The following is a 26,839-nucleotide window of genomic DNA, read 5'->3' as shown; positions in this document are numbered from 1 at the left end:
ATCCGTACGCCCCGACGACCGCACTCATGTCAGCGGCGTCTGACCGGGCATGGCCACCGCCGGAACCGGAATCGTCGATTCCAGGCTGAAGTCGGCGGGCATCAGCACTTCCTGCGACGCCATCGCCTCGTCCCAGGTCACCGCCTGCCCGGTGTAGCCAGCCATGCGTCCCATGATCGCGGTCAGGGTGGTTTCGGCGACGGCCTTGAGTTCGTTGAGCGGCTTGTTGCCGCGGATCGCCGCGATCAGGTCGGCATGTTCCTGCACGTAAGGATCCGGATCGTCGTCGCGCTCGGCACGTTTCCACGGGTTGGCGCCGGTGATGGTGTAACGGTCGACCTGGCTGTTGCCGCGGGTGCCGACCAGGGCCTCGCCGACGTTGTTGGCGCAGTTCTCGATCTGCCGGCACATGCTCATCAGGTGCACGCCGTTCTCGTATTCGAAATCGGTTGCGAAGTGGTCGTAGACGCTGCCGAACTCCGCTGCGGTGCGCACCTGGCGTCCAGCCAGGCTGACCGCACGCACCGGGTGCGCCTGCATTGCCCAGTTGATCACGTCTGGATTGTGGATGTGCTGCTCGACGATGATGTCGCCCGACAGAAACGGGAAGTAGAGCCAGTTGCGCAGCATCCACTCCGCGTCCGACCAGCCGGGCTGGCGCGGCTTGCTCCACAGCGAACCCTGGTTCCAGTACGCGCGCGCGGCCACGATGTCACCGATCGCGCCGTCGTGGATGCGGCCGATGGTCTCGATATAGCCCGCCTGGTGGCGTCGCTGGGTGCCCGCTGCGATCCGCAGGCCTTTGGCGTCGGCCACGTCGACCAGTGCGAGCACGTCGCGCACGCCCGGGCCATCCACCGCCACCGGTTTCTCGGTGAAGATGTGCTTGCCGCTTTCGACCGCGGCCTTCAGGTGCAGCGGACGGAAGCCCGGCGGCGTGGCCAGGATCACGTAATTGATGTCCTGCGCGAGGACGTTCTTGTAGGCGTCGAGTCCGGAGAACTGCCGCTCCTTCGGAACGTCCAGCGGCTTGGCCAGCTTGGCGTTGACCTGCTTGAGCGATGCGTCGATCTGATCCTGGAATACGTCGCCGATCGCAACCACGCGCACGCCTGGCGCCGCATCGAGCACATTGCGCAATGCGCCCGTGCCGCGGCCGCCGGCGCCGATCAGTCCCACCCGGATCTCGTCGCTGCCGGCGGCATGGGCCATGCCGAAGCGCCCGGCAACGCTGGCGGCGACGGCCGCGCTGGCGGTGGTGCGCAGAAAGTCGCGTCGCGTGAAGCCGGCAACGGGGGCTGCGGGGTCGTGCGTATCGCTCATCGCTGCGAATCTCCGGTTCGGGTTGTGGAACTGCCAGTGCTACTGGTCCGGGCTCGCGCGCGTGACCTTGGATTTGAGCTGTTGGAGTTTGGGCGGATCGTTGTCCACGCGCACCACCCGGAATCCGACGAAGGTGGCATCGGTATGCCACCAGATGCTGCGCGGCTCCTGCGGATCGCGCCGGCTCCAGCCGGGTTTGGAGCCGCGCCGCGCGGCGCTGCGCAGCTGCGCAGGTTCGTCCTCGAACGAGCCGCCACGCACGACGTGCGGAAAGCGCGCCGCACCGGGCAGCGCCACCGGATCGGTGGCCTTGCCGCGCAGGGCGGCATAGCGCTTGGGCAAATACTGGTCCAGCGTCCATTCCGCCACGTTGCCGTGCATGTCGTACAGGCCGAACGCGTTGGGCTTCTTGCCGCCCACTTTGTGCGGTGCGCCATTGGAATTGCCGGCGTGCCAGGCCACCGCATCGAGCGATGCGGCCTCGCCCGACGACCAGGGCGTGGCGGTGCCTGCGCGCGCGGCGTACTCCCATTCGGCTTCGGTCGGCAGCCGGTAGTGATGGCCGGTCTTCTCCGACAGCCAGCGGCAATAGGACATGGCGGCGTGCCAGGTCATGCCGATCGCCGGTTGTTTGCCCTTGCCGTAACCCCAGCTCTCATCGGCATAGGGCGGCGTGGGGCGGGTGATCGCGTCGCCGTCGCTGCCTTCGCGCCTGGAAACCGGAATGCCGGTGTCCTTGCGGTACAGATCGTATTCGGCCCAGGTCACTTCGTGCTTGCCGATCCAGAACGGTTTCACCGTGACTTCGGCCTGCGGGCCTTCGTCCGCACTGCGTCCGGTTTCCGCCGTGGCGCTGCCCATGCGGAACTTGCCGCCTGGTACCGGCACCATCTCGAAGGCAACGGTGCTGCCAGGGATCTTTTCCGCATAGGGTTGCTGCGGTGCGGCATGGATCGCGCACGGCACCAGGGCCAGGATCGCCAGCCACATGCGACGGGTTGGAAAATTCGACAGGCGGAACTGCCGGCAAGACGGTTTGCCCAGCCGGGCGGAAGCTTCCATCGGGTGCGGGGAACCTGTGATCGACCGAATCGTATGACAAATACCGTGGCGGTCCGCGCCAGTCAAGCGCGCAATCCACGCAGTCGGACCGCGTGCACGTATGCAGGCGTGCGTCAAGCCTGCGATGGCGTCTTGCATGTCGTGTGTCGCGCCCGCCATCCCCGACTTGTGCGGCGATCACATGACATCCGTCATCAGTCCGGCAATACGCGTGAGTATCGCGTTGGGCCTCAGCATTGCGGAAACGCCGGCGCTCCGGCTCGGTCGCGCCAGATATCCAAATGTTCCGCGGGTAACTGATTCGGCTGCGCATGCGCCTGCGGTGCGCTGTCTACATCTCCGGGATGGCTTCCAGCGCCTTCCGGTCCCCTGCATCGTGCTCGCGTCGTGACGATCGTTGCAGGGGCTCCTTGCTGGCCCGGTACTGCGCGCGCAGGGCGGGGTCGAGCACGTCGATCTGACGCTGCGCCTGCATCGCCGCGCGGTCGCCCGGCGCGAGCTGGCAGTTGCGACTGAGGATCTCGAGTTCGTCGCCGTTGCGCGCCGCGCTGCTCTGCAGGTTGACCACGACCGCCAGGGTATCGCCGAGCTGCTGCAACTGGTAGCAGATCTCATCGATGGTCTGGTGGCTGCGACGGGCATTGCTGTCGACCAGGGCCAGCAGATTCTCGCCGTCCACCCAGACCACCGAGCCCACGCCGGTTACCGTGCGCGCGGCGGCACGGGCGGCTTCCGGATCGATGCGACGGTCGGGATCGGGCAGCTGCGTCGACCGGCGCATGGCCTCGTGCAGGACACCGGCTTCCAGGGCGCCGACCTGGCCGCGCGCGGCTTCCTGGGCGTTGCCCGGAGCAGGCATCTTCAGGCCATGCGCCGGTGCCGGTTGCGTAGGCTTGTTCGTTTGCGCCAGTTCCCATCGCGGCGGCGGATGCGGCGGAGGAGCCTGGGTGCAGGCGGTGAAGGCCAGCAGCCATCCGGCTGCGATGCCGCACTTGCGCAATTGCGCCAAGCCGCTGCGTGGTTGCATCCGGCAAGGATACGTCAGTGGGTGTGGATGCCTCGCAAGGCCAAAGCCGAATGCAGCGCGTGACCACCGGTGTGTTGCAGCGCTGCAGACCGGTGGGCCGGCGCATGGCACTAGAATTACGCCTTTCACCAGCAGCGATTGCCCGCCTTGTCCGCTTCCCCTTCCAACACGCCTTCTGCCGGCGCCGTCGTCATCCGCCAGGATGATCTGATCCAGTCCGTGGCCGATGCCTTGCAGTACATCAGCTACTACCACCCCGGCGACTACATCCGGAACCTCGCTGCGGCCTACGAGCGCGAGCAGTCGCCCGCCGCGCGCGACGCGATCGCCCAGATCCTGATCAACTCGCGCATGTGCGCCGAAGGCCACCGGCCGATCTGCCAGGACACCGGCATCGTCACCGTGTTCCTGGCCATCGGCATGGACGTGCGCTGGGATGGCGCCACGATGGGCGTGGAAGACATGGTCAACGAAGGGGTGCGCCGCGCCTACAACCACCCCGACAACAAGCTGCGCGCCTCCGTCCTGCTCGATCCCGCCGGCAAACGCAGGAACAGCGGCGACAACACGCCGGCGGTGGTCAACGTCAAGGTGGTCCCGGGAAACACCGTGGACGTGATCGTGGCGGCCAAGGGCGGTGGTTCGGAGGCCAAGTCGAAGTTCGCCATGCTCAATCCGTCGGATTCGATCGTGGACTGGGTGCTGAAGACCGTGCCGACCATGGGGGCGGGCTGGTGCCCGCCGGGCATGCTCGGCATCGGCATCGGCGGCACCGCCGAGAAGGCGATGCTGCTGGCCAAGGAAGCGCTGATGGAACCGATCGACATCACCGACCTGCAGGCGCGCGGAGCCTCGAACCGGCTGGAAGAGCTGCGGCTGGAGTTGTACGAAAAGGTCAATGCGCTGGGCATCGGTGCGCAGGGGCTGGGCGGGCTGACCACCGTGCTGGACATCAAGATCCGCGACTACCCGACGCATGCGGCCAATCTGCCCGTTGCCATGATTCCCAATTGCGCGGCCACCCGGCATGCGCATTTCACCCTGGACGGGAGCGGACCGGTCATGCTGGAACCGCCGTCGCTGGAAGATTGGCCGAAGCTGACCTACGACGCGTCGAAGGGCCGGCGCGTGGACCTGGACAGCGTGACCCGTGAGGACGTGGCCGGCTGGAAGCCCGGCGAGGTGTTGCTGCTCAACGGCAGGCTGCTCACCGGTCGCGACGCCGCACACAAGCGCATCGTCGACATGCTCGACAGGGGCGAGCCGCTGCCGGTCGATTTCAACGGTCGTTTCATCTATTACGTCGGGCCGGTGGATCCGGTGCGCGACGAAGCCGTGGGCCCGGCAGGGCCGACGACCGCCACGCGCATGGACAAGTTCACCGGGCAAGTGCTATCGCAGACGGGGCTGTTGGGGATGGTCGGCAAGGCAGAGCGCGGCGATGCCGCGATCGAGGCGATCCGCAAGCATCGCTCGGTCTACCTCATGGCGGTCGGAGGCGCCGCCTATCTGGTCTCGAAGGCGATCAAGGCCGCGCGCGTGCTGGCGTTCGAGGATCTGGGCATGGAGGCGATCTACGAGTTCACCGTGCAGGACATGCCGGTGACGGTGGCCGTCGATTCGACCGGTGAATCCGTACACAAGACCGGTCCACGCGAGTGGCAGGCGAAGATCGGGCGCATCCCCGTGGTGGTGGAAGCCTGAGGTGGCGGGGCGCCTGATCCAGCACCACCGCGAGATCGACAGCCTGCTCGCCGGTCTGCGCCGGATCGCGGTGCTCGGCATCAAACCCGAGAGCCGCGCCGGCCAGCCCGCGCACATGATCCCGGCCTATCTGCTGCGCCATGGCTACGAGGTGATCCCGGTGCCCGTGTATTACCCGGAGGTCACCGAGATCCTCGGCAGGCCGGTGTTCCGCAGCTTGCGCGACGTGCCCGGGCGTATCGATCTGGTCGACGTGTTCCGCAAACCGCAGGACATTGCGCCGCACCTGGACGAGATCATCGCCGCCCGGCCGCGTGCGGTGTGGTTCCAGACCGGGATCCGTCACGACGACTGCGCGCAGGCGCTGCGCGAGGCCGGCATCGACGTGGTCCAGGACGAATGCCTGATGGTCGAGCACCGCCGCTGGCGTAGCGGGCACTGATTTCCGGGCCTGCGTATCTGGTGCAACCCGCAATGGATGCGGGCAGCCGTCCGCCTCAATACCACTCCAGCAGCGAAACCCCCAGGCCGACATAGGTCGCATGGTGGTTGTAGTCGATCAGGCTCTCGCCGTAGCCGTCGAAGACCTGCAGGTGTCCGCGCAGCTGGTGGGTGAGGGGAAAGCCCCAGTCGAACTGCACCGCACCGTGCGAGCGTTCGCCGCCGCGCAGCGAATGCCGCGCCATCAATGCGAATTCGTGCTCGCCGCGGGTATGGACCAGGGTCGCGTCGGCGCGTCCCATAAAATCCTCGATGTCCGGGTTGTCGTCGTCGTCCGACTCGGGCAGGCGGTACCAGGGCCGCAGCATCAGCGACCAGTGCTCGCGGTCCAGGCCAACGTTGAACATCAGCCGGTTCCAGCTACGCGAAAGCGCGCCCCCGCGGCCGTTGGACTGGTGGTTGATGCCGACCGCGGCCATGCGTCCTTTCCACCCGGGCAGGCTATAGCTGTTGCGGAACACCAGCAGCACTTCCGGCTCGTAGTTGGTCTCACGGAACGGACGCGACTGGTCGGCGTTGTAGACCTGCCAGCGCGAACTCTGGGTATAGCCCATCCAGACATCACCGTTGTCACCGAACAGATTCTCCAGCGCCTTGGTCTTGAAGCTGAGCTGGAACTTGGTCTCGGTATCGTCCAGCGGCTGCGGCACCGCGACGGTGTTGTCGGGGTTGGGGGAGTGCGGCGTCGTGTTCGGATCGCTGTTCCAGAACAGTGGCAGCAGGTAGACCGGCTTGTAGGCGCGCAGGTTGAACGTGCCGAGCTTGGAATCCCTGGCCAGTTCCCAGCGACTGTCCAGCAACGAACCCTTGCCGGCGTTGGCGATCGCCCGTTGCGGCTCGGAGGCATACAGGTCGCTGTGTTGGCCGCGCGTCGCCCCGGGGATCGCGCTGGCGTCGGTCGCCTTCGCCGCGGCCTCGACCTCCTGTCTGGCCCGTTGGGCGGCCGCATCGGCAGCGGCGGTGCTGGTCCGCCCTCGCCCGAGGGCGCGGTCGTAGCAGGCCAGGCGCAACTGGTCCGATTCGATCGCCAGGCAGGCGCTGGCGGCCTCGCCCGGGTCCGAGGTCGCGTGCTGGGCGGACGTGTCCAAAGCCATGAGCAGCCCGGCCGCACCGCAGGCGAGTGCTGCGCGGCGCAGGACAAATATTCTGATGTTCACAACTGCGATTTTAGCGGCAGGATGAACTTCTCGAAAAGTTTCTCGCGCAGGGGGCGCTGTTGCCACATGTCATAGGTGTAACGCTTGCATGAAACCAGGTCCTGTTCGAATACCACGGTCATGCGCTCGGCAAAGGCCTTGTCGTAGACGTTGAGGCTGGCTTCGTCGTTGAGCCGGAAGCTGCGCACGTCGAAATTGGTGGAACCCACCGAGACCATTTCGCGATCCACGATCAGCAGCTTGTTGTGCATCATCGTGGGCTTGTATTCGTGGATCTCAACGCCCGCGAGCAGCAGCTCGCCCCAGCCTGCCTTGGAAGCCAGGCGGACAGCGTCGGAATCGATGTGTTCACCTGGCAGGATCACGCGCACGCGCACGCCGCGATGGCGGGCGGCGAGCAAGGTTTTGGTGATGAGCTCATCGGGCACGAAATAGGAGGCTTCCAGATCGATGCTCTCGGTGGCCGCGGCGATCGACAGCAGGTACATCAGGTGCATGCTCTCGCTGCCGCCTGCAGGCGAGCTGATGAACAGGTGCGCGTCCATGCTGCCGGTCGGTTCGAGGGCGGGGAAGAACTCGGGGCCGTTGAGCACGCGGCCGGTGGTCTTGATCCAGTTGTCGTTGAACGCCGCCTGCACTTGCGCCACCACCGGGCCTTCCATGCGGAAGTGCATGTCGCGCCAGTGGTCGGGGTCCTGGGCATTGCCTTTCCACTGATCGGCGATGCCGACGCCGCCGGTGAAGCCGACCTTGCCGTCCACCACCAGCAGCTTGCGGTGGGTGCGGTTGTTCATGCGGCTGATGTTGTACCAGTGCAGGGGCCGGTACTGCTGCACGTCGACGCCCGCCTGCTTCATCTCGTCGAGCAGCGCATCGTCCATCTTGATGCTGCCGGCCCAGTCGATCATGACCTTGACCTTGACCCCGGCGCGCGCGCGTTCCGACAGCGCATCCGCCATCTTCTGGCCGATATCGCCCGACCAGTAGATATAGGTCTCGAAGGTGATCGTGCGCTGCGCACCACGGACGGCCTCCAGCATGGCCGGGAAGATCTCGTCGCCGTTCTGCAGGTCGGTCACGTGGTTCGACGGCGACAGCGACGGCCCCAGCATCACCCCCATCTCGCGCCGGAATTCCGGGTCCGACACCGCGTAACGGTGCTGGACCATATGCTCGAGCTTCTTTTCAGGGGTGACGAAGTTCAGCGAGATCACCACCGCGACGATGGTGAACACGATGGTGAGCAGGATCGTCCAAACCATGCGGTCTCGGCTCCAGGTCTTGCGCACGTCTTGGCTCCGGGGGAGAGGCGCGTGGCGGGGGTGCCCGCAATGTGGAGATCGCCGGCTGATCGCGACGTGAAACCGGGGTGCGAAGCCGGCGTGCGGGCCGTCAGTAGAACCAGGCGAGCGCGAACAGGCCGATCATGGCGAAGGCAAGGGTCAGCTTCAGCACGACGCCGAACACGATGCCTAGCCAGGTGCCCAGGCCGATCTTTGCCGCGTCACCAAAGTCGCGCCCGCCCAGGCTGCGCCGGTGCAGCAGCTCGCCGGCAAGCGCGCCGGCGAAGGGGCCGACGAAGAGGCCGACCGGACCGAAGAAAATCCCCACCACTGTCCCGGCGACTGCGCCGAGTACAGCCTTGCGGCTGGCGCCGACCCGCTTGGCGCCGACCGCTGTCGCCCAGAAATCGATCGCCAGCGAGAACGCGGTGAGCAGGCCGAGCACGACGATGGTGAAAACGCTGATCTGTTCGAAGCCGCCGGCCCAGGCCGCCAGAAGCATGCCGCCGAACACCAATGGCAGGCCGGGCAGGGCAGGCAGCACGGTCCCGAGCAGACCGATCGCCACAAGGATGGCGGCCAGGACGTAGTAGAGCGATTGCGCTTGCATGCGGGCATCCGGAAAGGGCGGCGCGGCGATTGTGCCGGATCGGCACGCACGTGCCGCTCACGCGTGCCGTCCGGGTGGGGCGGATGCTGTCGTGGTTAAAAAAAACGGCCCGCTCGAGCGGGCCGTTGTACTTAGGGTCAGCCAACCCTCAGTTCTGCGACGGCGTGTTTTCCGCGAAGTACTCGTGGTTGTCGGCGTTGTTGAGCGCACCGTCCGGGTCGGACGAGGCCAGGCTCTTTGCGCCGCTCTGCCCGTAAACGATGTCGTCGGTGCCGGCGACCACGTTGAAGTGGCTCATTTCGTGGATCAAGGTGCCTGCCTTGGAGTCGGTGCCGGTCAGCGGTGCGCTCCAGAACGCACGGCAAACGAAGATCTCGTACGGCCGGGTCGGGTAGACGTAGGCGTAGTAGCTCTGGTTGCAGCCGCAGTTGATCTTGATCTGTCCCGCGTTCTGGTCCATTGCCGCGTCGATATCCACGAAGTGGGTGCGAGCCGTCGCATAGCGCTGCGAGGTGTAGGCGCCGAACCAGGTGCTGTAGCGCGCTCCGACCGTGCCCATGGCCAGGTATCCCTTGGCGTTCTCGGAATAATTGCGCGCCGCGTTGACCGCGTTCGTCGCGGTGCTGGCCTGGGTGGCGTCGCAGCCGACGAAGCTGATGCTGCCCGTGCCGCCGCCGCCGCATTCTTCCTTGCGCGGATTGCAAGGTTTGCCGCGCGCGTTGACGTCGAGCTTCTGCACATACGGCGCCACCCCGCCGTCGTGCCACAGGCGCAGCGACGGGCTCTTGAGCAGCATCGGCAGGCCGCGCGCGGTCTGCAGCTTCCGGCCGTCCGAGAGCGACGCGTACTGCAGCGGGGACGCCAGGCTGACGGTGTAATCGCCGCGCGCGCGCATGTCGTAGGTCGCGGCCAGATCGACGAGGGTGCGGTAGGTCTGCCCCGGGCGCAGGATCGCGAAATCCTTCGCCTGCGGCAGGCCGCGCTTGATCAGCGCGCCCTCGTAGGCCACCTGTTTGCCGTCGCGGGTCACGCTGAACAGATTCGATTGCAGGATTTCCTGCGGAAGCTGCCACTTGGGCACCCTCGCGGCCCTGGCGCTGGTATTGCTCAGCACCACCTCAACCGTGCCGTCGCCGGCCGGATACAGGCCGACGCGGAGCGGGTTGGCGCCGGCGCGTTCGGGTGCGGCGTTGGCGGCGGCGATCGCGCCGGCGAGCACGGTGAGACAGGCAATAGCGGGCAGGACTTTCGACGGACCCTTCATGGACTCTCCCTGGGTATGAACGGACGGCTGTGGACGGACATCCGCGTCGCGGACCCGGCCGACCTTACCCCGGAAACGCGCACTGCCGCACGTTGTGATGCGCAAAAAACGTCGCAAGCCGACGCATCCCGTCAGTCGCCGCCAGACGCGCGTCAGGGAAGCGGACGAGCTGGACGAACGGTTGATTTTGGCCGACCAAGGGTACAGACTCACGATAAGCGGCCGTGTATCGGGGATAGGCGGCAACGCGGGGCCGGGAAGCTCGGGGAGACAGGGGGATGCGGAAGCGAGCCTTCCGCCAGGGCGGCATGACCCTGGTGGAGTTGACGGTCGCAATGGCGGTCGCGGCGATCCTTGCCGCCATCGCTACGCCGTCGCTGCGCGATCTCGTGCAATCCAATCGCATCGCGGCCGCAAACAACGGCCTCATTACCGCGTTGCACCAGGCTCGCGCGGAAGCGCTGCGGCGCGGTCGCAGGGTCGCGGTTTGCGCCAGCTCCAACCAGCACGAATGCAGCGGCTCGGGCGACTGGTCCACGGGCTGGGTGGTGTTCGAGGACCGCACCGTGGCTGGTGCGCCCGCCGCTCCGACCCAGGCCGATTACGACGCACACATGATCGGCGTGTATCCGCCTCTGGCCGCGGGTTTCCAACTCCGCTCGCAAAACGCGTGGTACCGCTATGCGCCGACCGGGAGCCTGACCTGGCCTGCAGTGGGCACCGGTTCGGAAAGCCAGCTCGAACTGCGCACGGGTGCGAACGCGGACCAGCAGCGCTGCGTCAGGTTGAACAGGATCGGCCGGGTGCGGGCGCAGAAAGGGGGATGCTCATGAGCGCAAGACGTGCCGGCGGCTTCAGCTTGCTGGAAGTGATGATCGCGGTCGTCGTGACCAGTGTCGGCCTGCTGGGGATCGCATCGCTGCAGCTGTTCGCGTTGCGCACCCAGAACAATGCCTACCTGCGCGGGCAGGCGACCCAGATCAACCACGACATGCTCGAACGCCTGCGCGCGGACTGCGCAGGAGCGCTCTCGGGCGCGTACGACATCGCGTTCGGCGCGGTCCCCGGCACCGGAGCCGACCTGCCGAGCACCGAACTGCGGAGCTGGCGCGCGCTGGTGGCGCGTTTGCCTGCCGGCGAGGGTGCAGTGCAGGTGACCAATGACGGCGCGGCCACCATCCGCCTGCGCTGGAACGATGCCCGCGGCGACGCTGGCGCCGAGAATCCGGCCGCAGGCGCCCTGCTCGAATTCGCGGAAACGACCCGGGTATGCCGATGAGACGGACCTATCGCCGGCACGCAGCCGGGTTTTCGCTCATCGAACTGATGGTCGGCGCCGTGCTGGGACTGCTGCTGCTCGGCGCGGTGATCGTGGTGTACATGTCGGTGAAGCGCACCTTCATTGCCCAGGACGAGGACACCGGCGTGGTGGAGGGCGGGCGCTTCGCGATCGACACGATCACCCGCGACCTGCGCATGGCCGGGCTGAGCGGCTGCGCCAGCCGCAACATGCCCGGCAGCACCGTGCCGGTGCGCAACTTCCTCAACAGCACGGCCTACCCGTACGCCTTCGGCGCGGCGGTCGGTGGATTCGAAGGCAATGGCACGGCGCCGGGCCAGCTTTTCACTTTGGCTGCCAGCGACCCGGCACCGGGCGGCACCTACACGCCGGCGCTTCCTACGCAGATCGCCGCTTCGGCGATTGCAGGTTCCGATGCCCTGATGATCGCCGGCGCCGAGCCCGGAGCGCGGCGCCTGGTGGACCCGTTCACCAGCGGCTCGAGCATCCACCTCGAGGTGGGCGGGGATTTCGAACCGGGCGACATCCTCTGGGTGACGGACTGCTCGCAGGCGGCGGTCTTCCAGGCGACCGCCGTCAACGCTACGCGCACGCTCATCACCGGTTCGAACGCCGCGACCTTCGTGCCCGGCAACAACGGGCCGATTTCCTCGCCAGGTCCGGTTGCGAACTTCCGCCATGGTGCGCTGGTGTCGCGGGCGCGCAGCGTCTTCTATTTCATCGGCCGTCCCAATCTGGGTCCGACCGGGGACTCCTGCAATTCCGGGGGGAGCGGATCGCCGGCGTTGGTCCGCGCGAGCCTGGGACCGGGCGCCTCCGCCAACGCCCGCGTGATGCGCTGCGACGAATTGCTGCGCGGGGTGGAGTCGATGCAGATCCTGTATGGCGTGGACACCGACGGCGATTTCGACGTCGATGCCTACCGTGCGGCCAATGCAGTCGCCGACATGGGCAGCGTGCGTGCACTGCGCGTCGCCGTGCTGCTGCGCGCCGAGGGGCCATCGCTTCCGGACGACGACACCGCTACCTACGGACTCGCCGGCACGACCATCGATCCGGTGAACGACCGCAGGCAGCGGCGCGTGTTCGTCTCCACCATCTCGCTGCGGAACCGCCTGCCATGAACGATCGCGACCCTGCCGCAATCGCGGCGCCGATGGCCCAGCGCGGTGCGGTGCTGGTGGTCAGCCTGATCGTCCTGCTGGTGCTGACCTTGCTGGCGCTGGCCGCCAGTCGCAATGCGCTGGTGATGGAGCGGCTCGGCGGCAGTTCGCGCCAGCTCGACCAGGCCTTCCAGGCTGCAGAAGCGGCGCTTCGTCACGGCGAAGGTCTGCTGTCGCAGGCCAACCTGCCGGTGCCGACCGGTGCCAACGGCTGGTACCACTATTCGATCGCGCCCAGTCCCGACTGGAACGATCCGGACGCCTGGGATGCGACAGGCAACGGAAAACTCGCCTGGTCGCTGGCTTCGTGCGACGGGGCGAGCGCCTGCCAGACGCAGATCGCCATCGAGGAATTGCCGCCATTGCCCGATCCGGGCGGTGGCCTCAACCCGACCGAGCAGCCGCAGGAAGGAACGATGTACCGCATCAGCGCGCGCGGCTTCGGCGGCCGCGGCGACACGTTCGTGATCCTGCAAACCACATTCCGGCGCTGACGGAAAGGAGCGCACCACATGCAGATCCGATTCCCGCTGCTTGCAGCCGTTGCCACGCTGGCCATCGGCCTGGGGCTGGGCATGCCGGCGCTGCACGCCGGCATCGCGCAGCAGCCGCTGACGCTCACCCCGGCGGTGAAGCCGAACATCGCGCTGATCATCGACAATTCCGGCAGCATGGACGGCGAGCTGCTGTTCCCGACGAACGACGGCGCGCTGTGGTGGAATACGAGCACCGGCAACGCGGGTTCGCGCAGCTTCTATGGAGCCGGTCGCAGCGGCGCCGGCTTCAACTACAACGATGCCGGCGAAGCCAACGCGACCTGGAAGAAGTACACCTATCTGTTTCCGAACGGCACCGGAGCAGGCAACCGCGTGTACGGCGATGCCGAAAACGACCATTACGCCGTTCCGCCGCTGCCGGAATACGCCTTCGCCCGCAGTGCCGACTACAACGCCGCCTACTACAACCCGGCGGTCGTCTATGCGCCGTGGCGGGACGGGGGCGGCCATACATTCGCCGACGCCGATCCGCGCTCGGCAAGGTCCGATCCGTTGGCCGGCGCCGGTACGATCGACCTCGCCGCCAACCTCGCTTCCAATGCAGGCAACTGGATGTTCCGGGTGCAGGACGGCATGCGGACCAATGCAGGGAGCAATGCGCGCAGAGCCGGTGGAGCGGTAAGCCTGGCATTCGCCTATTACCCGGCGACGTATTACTCGCGCAGCACGGCATCGGCAGCTTTCCGCGTCGGCGGCCGCGACTACAACTGCGCATCGCCCGATCCGACGGCCTACACGGACTATGCGGCCAATCCCACCGTCGCGCTTCCGGGCAGCGTGCATGCGATCGCACCCGACGGGGCCTGCCTGGTGCGCACCCAGATTGCCGCGGGCAGCGCGGAGATGCGTAATTTCGCCAACTGGTTCCAGTACCACCGCAAGCGCCATCTCGCGCTGCGTGCAGGAATGGGCAGCGCCTTCGCCGATATCGATAGCGCGCGCATCGGCATGACGCCGATCAACGGCCTGGTTCCGAGCCTGACGATGTGGGACATCGACAGCCAGCGCGATGATCTGTATCAGGCGTTCTACGGCGTGGGCGGCAACGGCGGCGGCACCCCCAATCGCCCGGCGCTCAGGTTCGTGGGCGAGCAGTTCGACAGCAATCGCTCCATCGTGCAGCAGGCCTGCCAGCGCAACTTCGCCCTGCAGTTCACCGACGGGTTTTCCAATCCCGACGCGGGGACGGGCGTGGGCAATACGGACGGCAGCAGCGGATCGCCGTACCAGGACGCCTATGCCAACACCATCGCCGACATCGCGATGCGCTACTACCAGCGGGTGCGCAGCGACCTGCCTTCCGGGCAGGTGCCGGTGCCCGCATCCTGCAGCAATGCCAGCCCGCCACGGCATCTGGACTGCAACCGCAATCCGCACATGAACACCTACGGCATCACCCTGGGTGCGCAGGGCAACCTGTTCGGCAACACCCACAACCGGGTCGCCGACGCCTACACCGATCCACCGGCCTGGGCCAATCCCACTGCGCAGCGCAATCCGGTGCAGGTCGATGATCTTTATCACGCGGCAGTGAACGGGCGCGGGGAAATGCTCAATGCGCGCTCGACCAGCGAGCTTGCCGCGACCCTGCAGCAGGCGCTGGCGGGCATCCTGTCCGATTCGATCGGCGCGAGCTCGCGCACCACCGCCTCGTCCACGCGCGCGAGCGCCGGCACCCAGCTGTTCCAGGCGCGCTACGACGCGCGCCAGTGGACCGGCGAGCTGATCGCGTACGACCTGCTGGCCAATGGCGGCGTCGGCAGCGTGCAGTGGAACGCGGCGAATGCGATTCCCGCGCACGCCGCGCGCCGCGTCTACACGCGCAATCCGGCGACCGGCAGCCTCGTGGAGTTCCGATGGGACCAGCTGCCGGCCGCGCTACAGGCGACGCTGGGCACGGATCCGGCGACCGGTTTGCCCGACGCGCTGGGCGAGCGGCGCGTCGACTGGCTGCGCGGCAGCGATGCCGACCACGAGGACCGCGGCGGCGTTTTGCGCGAGCGCGACATCGCGTTGGGCGACATCGTGAATTCCAGCCCGCGCTATGTGGGAGCAGACAACTATGCCTACGACCGGCTGCCGGCCGGCGCGCCCGGCCGTGGCACCTATCAGGCTTACCGGTTCTCCAAGGTGGGCAGGCCGGCCACCGTCTATGTCGGCGCGAACGACGGCATGCTGCATGCCTTCGATGCGGCAACGGGCATCGAACGCTGGGCCTATGTTCCATCGGAGATGATCGCGGGCCTGAACCAGCTCATGCGGCCGGATTACCGGCATCGTTACTACGTGGACGGCCAGCCCGCGAGCGGCGATGCCTATTTCGCATCCGACAACAGCTGGCACACGATGCTGGTCGTGCCGATGGGCGCGGGCGGGCGCTCGGTCGTAGGCCTCGACATCACCGACGCCAGTGCGACGGCACCATCGGTCGCGTGGGAGTTCACCGATCCCGACCTGGGTTATGTGCTGGGCCAGCCCACGATCCAGCGCATGGCCAATGGCAGGTGGGCGGCGATCTTCAGCAGCGGGTATGGGATCGACCGGTCGGCGAAGCTGTTCGTCGTGGATGTCGAGACCGGCGCGCTGATCCGCAAGATTTCGACGCTCGCACCAGCGGCGGAGGCCACGGCGGCGGCCAATGGACTGTCCGCGCCATACCCGGCCGACCTCAACGGCGATGCGATCGTGGACGCCGTGTATGCAGGCGACCTGTACGGCAACATCTGGCGCTTCGACGTGAGTTCGACCAACGCGACCAGCTGGCGCACGCATCACCGAAACGGCGCCCAGCCGGCTCCGCTGATCACGGTGTGCGCGTCCGGCAACGTGACCGGCCCGTTCGCCTGTCCGGCGGCACAGCGCCAGCCGATCACCGCGCGCCCCGTCGTCGGACGATCCCTCAACGGATCCGGCCTGTCGGTGTACTTCGGCACCGGCAAGTTCTATGAGGATGGCGACAACATCGTCGGCACCGGGCCGGTGCAGACGTTCTACCGGGTCGAGGACGCGAACAGCACCAACAGCAACAACGACCGTCTCACCGGCCGCAGCGTGCTCCAGCAGCAGAGCATCGTTGCGGAAGTCGACAAGGACGGCGAGGAGTACCGGGTGGTCACGGCCAACGCACCGGCAACCGGAACGCGCGGCTGGTATCTCGACCTGATCACCACACCGCCCGGGTATGTCGGCGAACGGGTCGTGGCCGACCCGGTCCTGCAGCAGGGCAGGGTCATCTTCACCACCCTGATTCCATCGACCGATGCCTGCACCGGCGGTGCGACCGGATGGCTGATGGAAGTGGACGCATCCACGGGCGGGCGGATCACGCTGCCGGTCCTGGACCTGGATGACGACGGCAACTACGACGGCGACGACATGGTCGACCTGGGCGGGAATCCAGTCGCGCCCTCCGGCAGGAAGTCCGACGTCGGCGCCCTGGCCGTGCCCACGATCCTCAACATCCCCGGTTCGCCCAACCAGCGCAAGATCATGCAGGGCAGTAGCGGCCAGCTGATGCAACAGGGGGAGCGGGATGCCATCGCAAGAGGACGCACCTCATGGCGCCAGTTCTGGCCATGAAGCGCATACGCGGCTTCACCCTGATCGAGTTGCTGGTGGTGGCCGCCATCGTGGCCATCCTGGCCGCGATCGCGTACCCGTCTTATCTGGAGCAGGTGATCAAGACGCGGCGGGCTGAAGGCAAGGCGACCCTCAACGAAGTGTCCCAGCGCCTGGAGCGCTGCTTCACGCGGTTCGGCAGCTACCTCAATGCCAATTGCACGGCGGCCGCCAGCGCTGCTTCGGAGAACGGGTGGTATGCGGTGTCGACGAGTTCCGTCAGCGCGACCGGATACACGCTACAGGCGGTACCGAACCCGGTGCAGGCGGCGGCAGACGTCAAATGCGGCACGCTGACGATCAACCACGTCGGCGTCCGGTCGCAGAGCGGCACGCCTCCGAGCGGTTATGAGTGCTGGTGAGGCGAGGCTGCTGGCCTGATGCGCGAAGGCCCGGCGTCCGCAAGGACACCGGGCCATTCGTTTGCCGGACTGTCGACTCAGCGCTGGTAGGCGCGGCCGTTGCGGACTTCCACATAGGAACCTTCGCGGATGCCGCCAAGGTCGTCCTGCGACACCACGATTTCGCGGCCGTCCTGCATGCGGACATAGATGTTGTAGCCCGTACCCGCGCGGTTCTGGATCGCGTTGCCGATCGCGGCGCCAGCGACCGCACCGCCGACGGTGGCGGTGTTCTGGCGGCCCTCGCTGTCGGTCCGGTCCTTTGCGATCTCGCGTGCCGCCGCGGCACCGAGCACGCCACCGATCACCGCGCCGGTCGCATTGGGAACGCGGCTGCCCGAACCCTGTTCAATCCGGGTGACCGTGCCACAGTCGTAGCAACTGGCCGGAGCGTTGCCGTATCCGCTCCCGCTTCCGTAGCCACTGCCATAACCGGGGGAGGTGGTCGCGCAACCGGCGGAAGCGAGCGCGGCAACCAGGGCGGCGGCGCCGATCAGACGAATGTTCATGGGAAACTCCTGCGTCATGGGGAGGTGATCGCCCCGGCATGGCCAGGGTCGGCCCCGACCTTAGGCGCAGGCAGATGAACGCGCTGCCAATTCCGCCGCTTGCGCATGCGGCCGCCTGCGCCGTGTCAGTCCCCGTTCACGCCTGCGGTCATCCGCGGAAATCGGTATGGCAGGCCTTGCACGCCTCGCCGAGCTTCTGCAACGTGGTGCCGGTGCCGGCACAGTTCATCGGCGGCTGGGCGAGCGAGGCGTCCAACGCGCCGCGATACTTGCTGGCGTGATCCTTGAACCGCTGGTCGTCGGCGAGTTCCGGGAAGGCGGGCTCCAGATCGTTGCCCAACATGCGCAGCGCCTGCAGATGCGGCAGCACGTCGGTCGCTGCGCAGCGATTGCTGTCGACCGCGGCCTTGAGCTGCCCGGCATGCCATTGCTGCACGGTCATCAGGCTGTCCGGAAAATGGTCGGTACGTGCGTCGATGGCCCTTAGCGCCATCACCGTGCCGATCGCACCCACCACCAGGCCGACCAGGAACAGGAAGAAATAGCGGCTGGCAACTGACGACTTCTTCGGGACGACCGGGTTGGACGGGCTGGACATGGACTGGCTCCTGGCTGGCGTTGCGCGACCTTAGCATGCGTTCCGCGGCGAGGCGGAGAGGGGTGGACCGCTAGAATCCACGCATGGACCAGGCCGTGCGCGAACGATTCGGGGGAGTGGACCGTCTTTACGGACGCGGCGCGCTGGCGCGCTTTGCGGCTGCGCACGTCTGCGTGGTCGGCATTGGCGGCGTTGGCTCGTGGGCGGTAGAGGCGCTGGCGCGTAGCGGGGTAGGGCGCTTGACGTTGATCGACGCGGACGATCTGTGCGTGTCCAACAGCAATCGCCAGCTGCCCGCGCTCGAGGGTCAGTTCGGGCGCTCGAAGGTGGCTGCGATGGCCGAGCGTTGCCGGGCGATCAACCCGACGATCGAGGTGATCGAAATCGCTTCCTTCCTGACGCCGTCGAACATGGCTGCGCTGCTGGAGGGTGGGTTCGATCTGGTCCTGGATGCCTGCGACAGCTTCCGTACCAAGGTGGAGCTGATCGCCTGGTGCAGGCGCCGCAAGCAGGCGATTGTGACCGTGGGATCCGCTGGGGGGCGCACCGATCCGACCCAGGTGCGGGTACGCGACCTGTCGCGTACCGAACACGACGCCATGCTTTCGCTGATCCGCAAGAAACTGCGCGGCGAGTTCAATTTCCCCAAGAACCGCGACCGCTACTTCGGCGTGCCGGCGGTGTACTCGCTGGAGAACGTCCGCTATCCGCAGGCGGACGGCAGCGTCTGCGGCGTACGCCCCCGGCTGGATCCGGATGCCGCCCTCAGGCTCGACTGCGGCGCCGGCCTCGGCGCCGCAACCCACATTACCGGGACGTTTGCGTTCGCGGCGGTGGGCAAGATGCTGGAGGTGCTGTTGAAAAAGGCGTAGGGCGGATTATCCGTCCAAGGCGCACCTTGAGCCGGATCGCTGCCCTTACGGCAACGGCAATCCGAAGAGTCGCCGCGCATTGGCGGTGGTGGCGGCAGCGATCGCTTCGGACGCCTCGCCACGCAGTGCGGCGACCGTATCCAGAACGCACCGCAACCGCGCGGGTTCATTGCGCATTCCGCGGCGCCAGGCATCGGGCTGGTCCGGTGCGTCGGTTTCCAGCAGCAGGAACTCCAGCGGCATCCCGGCCACAAGCTTGCGCAGACGGCTGGCGCGTTCGTAGGTAAGCGGTCCGCCCAGGCCGATCAGGAAGCCGAGTTCCCACAGTTGTCGCGCCTGCTCCGGGCTGCCCGAAAAACTGTGCACCACGCCGCGCACGCCGTGGTGGCGGCGGATCGAGGCGATCACCGCATCGACTGCGCGACGGGCGTGGACGATGACGGGCAGCCCGTGCTCGCCCGCGAGGCGCAGCTGGCCGTCGAAGAAGTGCTGCTGGCGCTCACGATCCAGGCCATCGATAAAGTAGTCGAGGCCGCATTCCCCTACGGCGATGGGCCGTTCGCGCTCGATCCAGCCGGCCAGCGCCTCGAGGTGGGTGTCCTCGTGCTCGTCCAGGTACATCGGGTGCAGGCCATAGGCGGCATGCAGCCCGTCGAACGATGCGCAGACCTCCCGCAACTTCGGCCAGCCTGCCGCCGAGATCGCGGGGACGACCTGAAGAACAACCCCGCAGGCGCGCGCGCGCTCCACGACGACGGCGCGGTCGGCGTCGAATTCGCCCACATCCAGATGGCAGTGGCTGTCGACCAGCACCACGTCAGCGGCGGGTGGATTCGCCCTCGATCGGATCGACGGGCGGTGCGGGGCTCTTGCGATTCTTCCAGTTGGCCAGCAGCAGCGTACCCAGACCCAGAAGGATCTCGTCCGCCAGCGGGATCATGTCCGGAACGACAAGGTCGACGACGAACAATCCGGCGGCAAGCATGAAGAGTCGGGGATAACTCAGGCGACCCAGCCAGCGCAGGACCGGGGCGAGCAGCGGATTGGCCATGGCAGCACTCCGTGAGCGGATCTACCGCAGATGGTGCCGCACAACGCTAGCACGAGGCCGGAGGGCCCAGGATCGTGGCCGGGTTCACGTCCCGGACAGCTGCCGCGGAATTGTTAGGGTTTCGCTCAGGCGCGACGTGGTGCAATCGCCTCGACCCATGAATGCGGGCATAGAACCCGCGAAGAGGAGACTGTCATGAAGAGCAACACCCTTGCCATTGCACTGGCTTCGCTGCTGGTAGGCGGCGTTGCCGTCGCCGCGTTCCAGAACAACCGCGAGCGTAGCGACTATGTGGCGACCGGCCAGGGGGGCGCGTTGGGCGCCGATGCCGCGTTCGATAGCAGCATTCCCAGTCGCGGTCGCCTGGAATACGCGCAGGTGATCGATGTGAAGCCCATCACCGAGAAGCAGGACCTGTACGCACAGGTCATCGGCACAGAGCCGGTGCGCGAGAGCAGCACCACCTCGGCTCCGCGCCAGGTCTGCGAAGACGTGGTGGTACAGGAGCGCCTGCCCGAACGCGACGGCAACGTCGGCGGTACCGTAGCGGGTGCGCTCATTGGCGGTCTTGTCGGCAACCAGGTCGGCAGCGGCAATGGCCGCAAGCTGGCCACGGCAGCGGGCGCCACCGCTGGCGGGTTCATCGGCAACCGTGTCGACCGCAACCACGTGGGTGGCCGGGTCGTGAGCCGGACGGACCGCCAGTGCCGCACGGTGCAGGACACGTCGACGTCGTCGCGTACCGTCGCCTACAACGTGACGTACCGGAATCCGGATGGCACCACCGGCACCATGCGCACCGATTCCAAGCCGGGCGACCGGATCGCGCTGGGCACTGAGGATCAGACCATCGGTTATGACGTGACCTACCGCTACGACGGTGAGGAGCGCACGATCCAGATGGACGAACGCCCGGGCGAGCGCCTGCCGGTGATCGACGGGCAGGTCGTGACCCAGGTCGCGTCGGCGGAGGCGGGCAACACCCGCGGCTGATCTAGCGCATCGCAAGTCGAGGCAGGGCCGGAGCGATCCGGCCCTGTTTTTTTGCCGCGCCGCGATCATCGTTTCCGCCGCGAAGGCTTCCGAACCGCCGCAGCGGGCCTGGACATGGGCCCGGTTCCGGGTTGGGTGGTTCCCCCAGCACAAGGCGGTCGCGCCTGTAAGGCGCTCGCACAGGGGAGGGCAAGCCGCTTCCCGTAAAATGCCCGGCTTTCCCGCCGAAGACTCCCCATGGCCCTGCACCCCTACGATCTGTACGACGTCCGCTCCCTGCTCAGCGAGGAGGAGCGTGCGGTCCAGGACGCCGTGGCCAGGTTCACCGACGAGCGGGTGCTGCCGATCATCGGTGAATGCTTCGACAAGGCCGTCTTCCCCAGGGAGCTGATCCCGGAAATGGCCGGGCTGGGCCTGCTCGGCGCCACCTTGCCCGAGCAATACGGCTGCGCCGGCCTCAACGCAGTCAGCTATGGCCTGATCTGCCAGGAGCTCGAGCGCGGCGACAGCGGCATCCGCAGCTTCGCCAGCGTGCAGTCTTCTCTGTGCATGTACCCGATCTATGCCTACGGCACAGAGGAGCAGCGCAAGCGGTGGCTGCCGGACATGGCCGCCGGCAAGGTGATCGGCTGTTTCGGCCTGACCGAGCCGCAAGGCGGCTCCGACCCGGCCAACATGAAGACCAATGCGAAGCAGGACGGGGCGGACTGGATCCTCAACGGCTCCAAGATGTGGATCACCAACGGCAACCTGGCGGACATCGCGATCGTCTGGGCCCAGACCGAGGACGGCATCCAGGGCTTCGTGGTCGAGAAGGATTTCGCCGGCTACACCGCGCAGGAGATCAAGCACAAGATGAGCCTGCGCGCGTCGGTGACCAGCGCGCTGTTCTTCGACAACGTGCGCGTGCCGGAAGCGAATCGCCTGCCCAACGTAAAGGGCCTGAAAGGGCCGCTCGGCTGCCTGACCCAGGCGCGCTACGGCATCACCTGGGGCCCGATCGGCGCGGCCATCGCCTGCCTGGACGAAGCGCTGAACTATTCCAAGGAACGCATCCTGTTCGATCGTCCGGTTGCGGCGACGCAGAGCGCGCAGCTGAAGATGGCCGACTGGGCGCGGCGCATCACCTCGGCCCAACTGCTGTCGCTGCAGCTGGGCCGGCTCAAGGACGCCGGCAGGATGCAGCCCACCCAGGTGTCGCTGGCGAAGTGGAACAACTGCCGCATGGCCATCGACATCGCCCGCGAAGCGCGCGACCTGCTCGGCGGCGCCGGGATCACCACCGAACATTGCCCGATCCGGCACGCGCTGAACCTGGAATCGGTGATCACCTACGAGGGCACCGAAACCGTGCATCAGCTGGTGGTCGGACGCGAACTCACCGGGATCAACGCGTTCTGAGTCATTGCTCGTCTCCCGTTCACACGGGAGACATCGCTTTGCATTGGTTGAAACGGCTTTGGCCAAGAGCTTTCCCGAGCGAGTCGCTCACGCGAAACGCATGCAGAAATCCGGAGTGGATGTGACGACCGACCCACGCATCGAAACCCAGCGCCTGGTCCTGCGAGTGCCGCGCATCGAGGATTTCGAGCGCTATGCGGAACTGCAGGCGCACGAGCAGGCGACGCGCTACATCGGCGGGCAGATGGAGCGGCACGCGGCCTGGCGCCGCTTCCTGCAGATGCCCGGTGCTTGGGCGGTGCAGGGGTTCGCGATGTTCTCGGTGATCGAGAAGGACAGCGGGCTGTGGCAGGGACAGCTCGGCCCATGGCAACCCGACGGCTGGCCCGGCACGGAGATCGGCTATGCGTTGCACCCGGATGCCTGGGGCAAGGGCTATGCGATCGAGGCTGCGGTGGCCGCCGTCGATTGGGCCTTCGCCAGCCTGGGCTGGAGCGAAATCATCCACTGCATCGACCCGGCCAACACCGCCTCACAGAAGGTCGCGCAGCGCCTGGGCTCGAGCAATCGCGGACCGGGACGGCTACCCGAGCCGCTGCACGACCATCCGATCGATGTCTGGGGCCAGACCCGCGCCGAATGGGCGGAAAACCGGAAGCGTTTCGCATGACTACCATTTACGGCTATTCGGTATCCGGTAATTGCCACAAGCTGCGGCTGCTGCTGGAGCAGCTGGGCCGACCCTATCGCTGGATCGAGGTGGACAGCAGCCAGGGCGAAACCCGTACGCCCGAATACCTGGCCAAGAACGCCAACGGCAAGGTGCCGATGCTGGAACTGGACGACGGCCGAATCCTGGTCGAATCCAACGCCATCCTGTGCTATCTCGCCGACGGCACGCAGTTCCTGCCCGGGGACGCCTGGGAACGCGCGCAGGCGCTGAGCTGGATGTTCTTCGAGCAGTACAGCCACGAGCCCTACATCGCGGTTGCGCGTTTCATCCGCGGCTGGACACCGCTGGACTCGCCGCGTCGTACAGCGGAACTGCCGAGGTGCTGCGAGCGCGGCCACCAGGCGCTCGCAGTGATGGAACGCCATCTGTCGTCGCAGCCCTGGTTCACGGGCGCGGATTACGGAGTGGCCGACATCGCCCTGTTCGCCTACACCGACGTTGCCCATCATGGCGGCTTCGACCTGAGTGGCTTTCCTGCGATCTGCGACTGGCTGGCACGGGTGCGCGCCACGCCCGGATTCGTGGCCATGCCGGAACCGGCGCCGGAAAACGCAGCATTGATTGAAGCCTCCGCCTGATCTCCAATCCCGTTTGTCCTGAGCGTAGCGCCGACGGCGCGAAGTCGAAGGACGCCTTTCGCGAAATGCATCTTTCGACTCCGGCGCTGCACGCCTACGCTCAGGACGAACGGTTCCCTTTCAGTCGAGCCAACTTGTGAATACCAGCAGCACCATCCCCGCCCGCATGCGCGGACTCAACCGCGCCGAGATCTGCGACGTCAACTTCCAGGAATTCGTGCGCGACTGGAGCGGACGTGTCGATGCAAAGCCGGCGCCGGACGAACCCATCCTCAATGGCAGCGCGCTCGATGCGCGCGGGTTCCGCGAACTGTTCGAATCGCAATTGATCTCGCGTCATCTCGATCTGATGGCGCGAGTGCTGCGGGTGCAGAACAAGGTCTTCTACACCATCGGTTCGTCCGGGCACGAAGGCAATGCGATGGTGGCGCGACTCACCCGCCACACCGATCCGGCCTTCCTGCACTACCGCAGCGGCGGGTTCATGGCCGAGCGTTTCCGCAAGCTGCCGGCACAGGCTGGTCAGAAGCTCGACCCGATCATGGATTCCGCGCTGTCGTTCGCCGCCAGCAAGGACGACCCGGCCAGCGGCGGGCGCCACAAGGTGTGGGGCAGCAAGCCGCTGTGGGTGCTGCCGCAGACCTCCACCATCGCCTCGCACCTGCCCAAGGCCTTTGGCACCGCGGTGGCGATCGAACAGGCGCGCAGGATCGGCCACGCATTGCCGATCCCCGACGACAGCATCGCAATCTGCTCGTTCGGCGACGCGTCCAGCAACCATGCCACCGCGCAGACGGCGTTCAACGCCGCGGCGTGGACGGCCTACCAGAAGCTGCCGGCTCCTGTCCTGTTCGTGTGCGAGGACAACGGCATCGGCATTTCGGTCAAGACGCCGGACGGCTGGATCGGACGCAACTTCCGCGACAGGGCCGACCTAGACTATTTTCATGCCGACGGCCTCGATCTCGCGCAGGGCTATGCCGACGTGCAGCGCGCGGTCGATCATTGCCGGCGCACGCGTAGGCCGACCTTCCTGCACCTCCGAACGACCCGGATCATGGGTCATGCCGGGACCGACTTCGAGATCGAATGGCGCAGCCTCGAGGAGCTGTGCGCGGTGGAGGCGACCGACCCGTTGCTGCGCAGCGCGGCGATCGCGCTCGAATCCGGCCTGATGTCCAAGGACGAGATCCTGGCGCTGTATGAGGACACGCGGCGCAAGTGCTTCGTCGCCGCAGAAGATGCCGACAAGCGGCCACGCCTGGCCTCACTCGAAGAGGTGATGGCGCCGCTGGCGCCGTACACGCCGGACCAGGTCAGGGCCGAAGCGGAGCGCTTCGATTACGCGCAGCGACGCCTGGCCGTATTCGGCGGGGAAGACAGGCTCCCCGAGAAGCAGGCGCCGAAGCACCTCGCCATCCAGATCAACCAGGCCCTGCACGATCTGTTCTGCAAGTACCCGGAAGCCTTGTTGTTCGGCGAGGACGTGGCCCAGAAGGGCGGCGTCTATACGGTGACCAAGGGCCTGCACAAGGCCTTCGGCAACAAGCGCGTGTTCAACACGCTGCTGGATGAAACGATCATTCTCGGCCTGGCCCAGGGTTACTCCAACATGGGCATGCTGCCCTTGCCGGAGATCCAGTACCTGGCCTATTTCCACAACGCCTGCGACCAGATCCGCGGCGAGGCGGCGAGCCTGCAGTTCTTCAGCAATGGCCAGTACCGCAATCCGATGGTGATGCGGATCGCGTCGCTCGGCTACCAGCGCGGGTTCGGCGGGCATTTCCACAACGACAATTCGATCACCGCGCTGCGCGACATCCCCGGCCTCGTGGTGGGCTGCCCCAGTCGCGGCGACGACGCTGCGATGATGCTGCGCACGCTCGCCGCGCTGGCCAAGGTGGACGGGCGTGTGTGCGCATTCTTGGAGCCGATCGCGCTGTACATGGCCAAGGACCTGTACGAAGCCGGCGACGGCGGCTGGCTGACCGAGTATCCCGAGCCGGACCAGGCGATGACGCTGGGCGAGGGCAGGGTGTATGGGGAAGGCGACGATCTGGTTATCTTCACCTTCGGCAACGGCGTGCCGATGAGCCTGCGCGCCGCGCGCGCCATCGAGCGCAAGCACGGCTGGAAAACCCGCGTCGTCGATCTGCGCTGGCTGGTGCCGCTCAACGACGCCTACATCCGCGAGCAGGCGGCAACGGCGAAGCGGATCCTGATCGTCGACGAAGGCCGTCGCAGCGCGGGTGTGGGCGAGGGCATCATCACCGCGGTGGTGGAGGGCGGCTACGGCGCGCGTCCGTTCAGGCGCGTGGTGGGCGCCGACACTTTCACCCCGCTGGCTGGCGCGGCCTTCTTGGTGATTCCCTCGGAAGAGGAGATCGTGGCCGCGGCCGATTCGCTGGCCTGACGGCTCGGTCCCGTGGGAGCGACGTCAGTCGCGAGCTCTCGCGTCCCAAGAGAAAAGCTCGCGGCTTGCGCCGCTCCTACCTGTTTCCAGCGGGCTTGGATCGCCGTTTGACGCCACTGCAACGGCGGATGCGCGAAGCTGCTGCCTTTCCAGCACGGGACCCATGTCATGGCAACCACGAAGATCGCCGTCCTGGTCGGCAGCCTGCGCAAGGAGTCGATCAACCGCCGGCTGGCGCGGGCGCTGGAAACCCTTGCGCCCGCGGACTTCGTCTTCGATCACCTGAGGATCGACGATCTGCCGCTGTACAACCAGGATTTCGACGAAGCCTATCCGGAAATCTGCCAGCAGCTGAAGGCCCGGATCAAAGCCGTGGATGCGCTGCTGTTCGTCACCCCGGAATACAACCGGTCGATTCCCGGCGTGCTCAAGAACGCCATCGACATCGGTTCGCGGCCGTACGGTCATAGCGCCTTCGCCGGCAAGCGCGCCGGCGTGATCGGCGCATCGATCGGAGCGGTGGGCACGGCATGCGCGCAGCAGCATCTGCGCAATGTCCTTGCCTACCTGGACGTCGCCACGCTTGGCCAGCCGGAGGTCTTCCTCCACGTCAAGGACGGATTCTTCGACGCCGAAGGCGGTATCGCCGACGCTGGTACGCGCAAGTTCCTGCAGGGCTGGATGGACGGGTTCGCGGCCTGGGTGGCCTGAACTGCTGCGG

General features: G+C 66.7%; 26 protein-coding genes. 15 read left to right on the top strand and 11 right to left on the bottom strand.

Features of this window, described 5'->3' with window-relative positions; all coding sequences use genetic code 11:
- Positions 1–24: 24 nt before the first annotated feature.
- The 3 genes from MC375_RS14040 to MC375_RS14030 all read right to left on the bottom strand — a co-directional run bounded on the left by MC375_RS14040 (position 25) and on the right by MC375_RS14030 (position 3,412).
- Positions 25–1,323 carry a Gfo/Idh/MocA family oxidoreductase gene (locus MC375_RS14040; RefSeq protein WP_242104016.1) on the bottom strand — a complete coding sequence of 433 codons (1,299 nt, stop codon included), beginning with the start codon at positions 1,321–1,323 and terminating at the stop codon, positions 25–27.
- A gap of 39 nt (positions 1,324–1,362) precedes the next feature.
- The gene (locus MC375_RS14035; protein WP_242104015.1) at positions 1,363–2,385 is read right to left on the bottom strand and encodes an SUMF1/EgtB/PvdO family nonheme iron enzyme; all 1,023 of its coding nucleotides are present in this window, start codon (positions 2,383–2,385) and stop codon (positions 1,363–1,365) included.
- A 331-nt stretch (positions 2,386–2,716) separates the two neighbouring features.
- Entirely contained in the window at positions 2,717–3,412 is a 696-nt protein-coding gene (locus MC375_RS14030) for a hypothetical protein (RefSeq protein ID WP_242104014.1), read from the bottom strand.
- Between the two features lie 192 nt (positions 3,413–3,604).
- On the opposite strand from MC375_RS14030, the gene MC375_RS14025 reads away from it, so the two are divergent.
- Positions 3,605–5,116 (top strand): fumarate hydratase, encoded by a 1,512-nt coding sequence (locus MC375_RS14025; protein ID WP_242104060.1) that lies wholly within the window; start codon positions 3,605–3,607, stop codon positions 5,114–5,116.
- 1 nt (position 5,117) lies between these two features.
- Positions 5,118–5,558 (top strand): CoA-binding protein, encoded by a 441-nt coding sequence (locus MC375_RS14020; protein ID WP_242104013.1) that lies wholly within the window; start codon positions 5,118–5,120, stop codon positions 5,556–5,558.
- A 55-nt stretch (positions 5,559–5,613) separates the two neighbouring features.
- Here MC375_RS14020 and MC375_RS14015 read toward each other — a convergent pair whose 3' ends face one another.
- From MC375_RS14015 to MC375_RS14000, 4 genes are all read right to left on the bottom strand, one after another.
- Complete coding sequence (locus MC375_RS14015; RefSeq protein WP_242104059.1) at positions 5,614–6,711, bottom strand: phospholipase A; 1,098 nt, start codon at positions 6,709–6,711, stop codon at positions 5,614–5,616.
- A 59-nt stretch (positions 6,712–6,770) separates the two neighbouring features.
- The gene (locus tag MC375_RS14010) at positions 6,771–8,036 is read right to left on the bottom strand and encodes a phospholipase D-like domain-containing protein (protein WP_242104012.1); all 1,266 of its coding nucleotides are present in this window, start codon (positions 8,034–8,036) and stop codon (positions 6,771–6,773) included.
- Positions 8,037–8,166: 130 nt separating this feature from the next.
- Positions 8,167–8,667, bottom strand: a complete 501-nt coding sequence (locus tag MC375_RS14005; RefSeq protein ID WP_242104011.1) for a DUF456 domain-containing protein — start codon at positions 8,665–8,667, stop codon at positions 8,167–8,169.
- Between the two features lie 148 nt (positions 8,668–8,815).
- Positions 8,816–9,931 carry a M35 family metallo-endopeptidase gene (locus MC375_RS14000; protein WP_242104010.1) on the bottom strand — a complete coding sequence of 372 codons (1,116 nt, stop codon included), beginning with the start codon at positions 9,929–9,931 and terminating at the stop codon, positions 8,816–8,818.
- Between the two features lie 278 nt (positions 9,932–10,209).
- Here MC375_RS14000 and MC375_RS13995 point away from each other — a divergent pair, with 278 nt between their 5' ends.
- The 6 genes from MC375_RS13995 to MC375_RS13965 are packed head-to-tail and all read left to right on the top strand — an operon-like array spanning position 10,210 to position 16,931.
- Positions 10,210–10,764 (top strand): GspH/FimT family pseudopilin, encoded by a 555-nt coding sequence (locus MC375_RS13995; protein WP_277929494.1) that lies wholly within the window; start codon positions 10,210–10,212, stop codon positions 10,762–10,764.
- A complete protein-coding gene (gene pilV / locus MC375_RS13990; RefSeq protein ID WP_242104008.1) occupies positions 10,761–11,210 on the top strand; it encodes a type IV pilus modification protein PilV in 450 nt (149 codons plus the stop codon). The genes MC375_RS13995 and pilV overlap by 4 nt, the downstream gene beginning before the upstream one ends.
- Positions 11,207–12,355 (top strand): PilW family protein, encoded by a 1,149-nt coding sequence (locus MC375_RS13985; RefSeq protein ID WP_242104007.1) that lies wholly within the window; start codon positions 11,207–11,209, stop codon positions 12,353–12,355. The genes pilV and MC375_RS13985 overlap by 4 nt, the downstream gene beginning before the upstream one ends.
- The gene (locus MC375_RS13980; RefSeq protein WP_242104006.1) at positions 12,352–12,888 is read left to right on the top strand and encodes a pilus assembly protein; all 537 of its coding nucleotides are present in this window, start codon (positions 12,352–12,354) and stop codon (positions 12,886–12,888) included. The genes MC375_RS13985 and MC375_RS13980 overlap by 4 nt, the downstream gene beginning before the upstream one ends.
- 18 nt (positions 12,889–12,906) lie before the next feature.
- The gene (locus MC375_RS13975) at positions 12,907–16,530 is read left to right on the top strand and encodes a PilC/PilY family type IV pilus protein (protein ID WP_242104005.1); all 3,624 of its coding nucleotides are present in this window, start codon (positions 12,907–12,909) and stop codon (positions 16,528–16,530) included.
- Complete coding sequence (locus MC375_RS13965) at positions 16,509–16,931, top strand: type IV pilin protein (protein ID WP_277929493.1); 423 nt, start codon at positions 16,509–16,511, stop codon at positions 16,929–16,931. Before MC375_RS13975 ends, MC375_RS13965 begins: the two co-directional genes overlap by 22 nt.
- Positions 16,932–17,008: 77 nt before the next feature.
- Here the strand turns inward: MC375_RS13965 and MC375_RS13960 are convergent, their stop codons facing one another.
- Together MC375_RS13960 and MC375_RS13955 are read right to left on the bottom strand one after the other, a co-directional pair.
- Positions 17,009–17,479: a glycine zipper 2TM domain-containing protein gene (locus MC375_RS13960; protein ID WP_242104004.1), complete on the bottom strand. Its 471-nt coding sequence runs from the start codon at positions 17,477–17,479 to the stop codon at positions 17,009–17,011.
- Positions 17,480–17,627: 148 nt separating this feature from the next.
- Entirely contained in the window at positions 17,628–18,077 is a 450-nt protein-coding gene (locus MC375_RS13955) for a hypothetical protein (RefSeq protein ID WP_242104003.1), read from the bottom strand.
- A gap of 83 nt (positions 18,078–18,160) precedes the next feature.
- On the opposite strand from MC375_RS13955, the gene tcdA reads away from it, so the two are divergent.
- A complete protein-coding gene (gene tcdA / locus MC375_RS13950; RefSeq protein WP_242104002.1) occupies positions 18,161–18,949 on the top strand; it encodes a tRNA cyclic N6-threonylcarbamoyladenosine(37) synthase TcdA in 789 nt (262 codons plus the stop codon).
- A gap of 45 nt (positions 18,950–18,994) precedes the next feature.
- Here the strand turns inward: tcdA and MC375_RS13945 are convergent, their stop codons facing one another.
- Both MC375_RS13945 and MC375_RS13940 read right to left on the bottom strand, forming a co-directional pair.
- Complete coding sequence (locus tag MC375_RS13945) at positions 18,995–19,765, bottom strand: TatD family hydrolase (protein WP_242104001.1); 771 nt, start codon at positions 19,763–19,765, stop codon at positions 18,995–18,997.
- A gap of 1 nt (position 19,766) precedes the next feature.
- Positions 19,767–20,000 (bottom strand): DUF6116 family protein, encoded by a 234-nt coding sequence (locus tag MC375_RS13940; protein WP_242104000.1) that lies wholly within the window; start codon positions 19,998–20,000, stop codon positions 19,767–19,769.
- Between the two features lie 195 nt (positions 20,001–20,195).
- On the opposite strand from MC375_RS13940, the gene MC375_RS13935 reads away from it, so the two are divergent.
- The 6 genes from MC375_RS13935 to MC375_RS13910 all read left to right on the top strand — a co-directional run bounded on the left by MC375_RS13935 (position 20,196) and on the right by MC375_RS13910 (position 26,829).
- Positions 20,196–20,993: a glycine zipper 2TM domain-containing protein gene (locus MC375_RS13935; RefSeq protein ID WP_242103999.1), complete on the top strand. Its 798-nt coding sequence runs from the start codon at positions 20,196–20,198 to the stop codon at positions 20,991–20,993.
- Between the two features lie 237 nt (positions 20,994–21,230).
- Positions 21,231–22,394 (top strand): acyl-CoA dehydrogenase family protein, encoded by a 1,164-nt coding sequence (locus MC375_RS13930; protein WP_242103998.1) that lies wholly within the window; start codon positions 21,231–21,233, stop codon positions 22,392–22,394.
- Between the two features lie 100 nt (positions 22,395–22,494).
- Positions 22,495–23,064: a GNAT family N-acetyltransferase gene (locus MC375_RS13925; RefSeq protein ID WP_242103997.1), complete on the top strand. Its 570-nt coding sequence runs from the start codon at positions 22,495–22,497 to the stop codon at positions 23,062–23,064.
- Positions 23,061–23,705, top strand: a complete 645-nt coding sequence (locus tag MC375_RS13920) for a glutathione S-transferase family protein (RefSeq protein WP_242103996.1) — start codon at positions 23,061–23,063, stop codon at positions 23,703–23,705. Before MC375_RS13925 ends, MC375_RS13920 begins: the two co-directional genes overlap by 4 nt.
- A gap of 166 nt (positions 23,706–23,871) precedes the next feature.
- The gene (locus MC375_RS13915) at positions 23,872–26,118 is read left to right on the top strand and encodes a thiamine pyrophosphate-dependent enzyme (RefSeq protein ID WP_242104057.1); all 2,247 of its coding nucleotides are present in this window, start codon (positions 23,872–23,874) and stop codon (positions 26,116–26,118) included.
- 168 nt (positions 26,119–26,286) lie between these two features.
- Positions 26,287–26,829, top strand: a complete 543-nt coding sequence (locus MC375_RS13910) for an NAD(P)H-dependent oxidoreductase (protein WP_242103995.1) — start codon at positions 26,287–26,289, stop codon at positions 26,827–26,829.
- The last annotated feature ends 10 nt before the right edge of the window (positions 26,830–26,839 follow it).

Origin of the sequence: Lysobacter sp. M2-1 (assembly GCF_022662495.1) — a bacterium.
Lineage (GTDB): Bacteria > Pseudomonadota > Gammaproteobacteria > Xanthomonadales > Xanthomonadaceae > JAKPBU01.
This window is presented reverse-complemented; position numbering and strand designations above follow the sequence as displayed.

Coding starts and splice junctions, on each gene's coding strand:
- MC375_RS13930 (WP_242103998.1), top strand. CDS start 21,231: ATGGCCCTGCACCCCTACGATCTGTACGACGTCCGCTCCCTGCTCAGC.
- MC375_RS13985 (WP_242104007.1), top strand. CDS start 11,207: ATGAGACGGACCTATCGCCGGCACGCAGCCGGGTTTTCGCTCATCGAA.
- MC375_RS14035 (WP_242104015.1), bottom strand. CDS start 2,385: ATGGAAGCTTCCGCCCGGCTGGGCAAACCGTCTTGCCGGCAGTTCCGC.
- MC375_RS14010 (WP_242104012.1), bottom strand. CDS start 8,036: ATGGTTTGGACGATCCTGCTCACCATCGTGTTCACCATCGTCGCGGTG.
- MC375_RS13940 (WP_242104000.1), bottom strand. CDS start 20,000: ATGGCCAATCCGCTGCTCGCCCCGGTCCTGCGCTGGCTGGGTCGCCTG.
- MC375_RS13925 (WP_242103997.1), top strand. CDS start 22,495: ATGCAGAAATCCGGAGTGGATGTGACGACCGACCCACGCATCGAAACC.
- MC375_RS14040 (WP_242104016.1), bottom strand. CDS start 1,323: ATGAGCGATACGCACGACCCCGCAGCCCCCGTTGCCGGCTTCACGCGA.
- MC375_RS13920 (WP_242103996.1), top strand. CDS start 23,061: ATGACTACCATTTACGGCTATTCGGTATCCGGTAATTGCCACAAGCTG.
- MC375_RS14000 (WP_242104010.1), bottom strand. CDS start 9,931: ATGAAGGGTCCGTCGAAAGTCCTGCCCGCTATTGCCTGTCTCACCGTG.
- MC375_RS13910 (WP_242103995.1), top strand. CDS start 26,287: ATGGCAACCACGAAGATCGCCGTCCTGGTCGGCAGCCTGCGCAAGGAG.
- MC375_RS13975 (WP_242104005.1), top strand. CDS start 12,907: ATGCAGATCCGATTCCCGCTGCTTGCAGCCGTTGCCACGCTGGCCATC.
- MC375_RS13915 (WP_242104057.1), top strand. CDS start 23,872: ATGCGCGGACTCAACCGCGCCGAGATCTGCGACGTCAACTTCCAGGAA.
- tcdA (WP_242104002.1), top strand. CDS start 18,161: ATGGACCAGGCCGTGCGCGAACGATTCGGGGGAGTGGACCGTCTTTAC.
- MC375_RS13955 (WP_242104003.1), bottom strand. CDS start 18,077: ATGTCCAGCCCGTCCAACCCGGTCGTCCCGAAGAAGTCGTCAGTTGCC.
- MC375_RS13995 (WP_277929494.1), top strand. CDS start 10,210: ATGCGGAAGCGAGCCTTCCGCCAGGGCGGCATGACCCTGGTGGAGTTG.
- MC375_RS13960 (WP_242104004.1), bottom strand. CDS start 17,479: ATGAACATTCGTCTGATCGGCGCCGCCGCCCTGGTTGCCGCGCTCGCT.
- MC375_RS14015 (WP_242104059.1), bottom strand. CDS start 6,711: ATGGCTTTGGACACGTCCGCCCAGCACGCGACCTCGGACCCGGGCGAG.
- MC375_RS13980 (WP_242104006.1), top strand. CDS start 12,352: ATGAACGATCGCGACCCTGCCGCAATCGCGGCGCCGATGGCCCAGCGC.
- pilV (WP_242104008.1), top strand. CDS start 10,761: ATGAGCGCAAGACGTGCCGGCGGCTTCAGCTTGCTGGAAGTGATGATC.
- MC375_RS13935 (WP_242103999.1), top strand. CDS start 20,196: ATGAAGAGCAACACCCTTGCCATTGCACTGGCTTCGCTGCTGGTAGGC.
- MC375_RS14030 (WP_242104014.1), bottom strand. CDS start 3,412: ATGCAACCACGCAGCGGCTTGGCGCAATTGCGCAAGTGCGGCATCGCA.
- MC375_RS14005 (WP_242104011.1), bottom strand. CDS start 8,667: ATGCAAGCGCAATCGCTCTACTACGTCCTGGCCGCCATCCTTGTGGCG.
- MC375_RS13965 (WP_277929493.1), top strand. CDS start 16,509: ATGGCGCCAGTTCTGGCCATGAAGCGCATACGCGGCTTCACCCTGATC.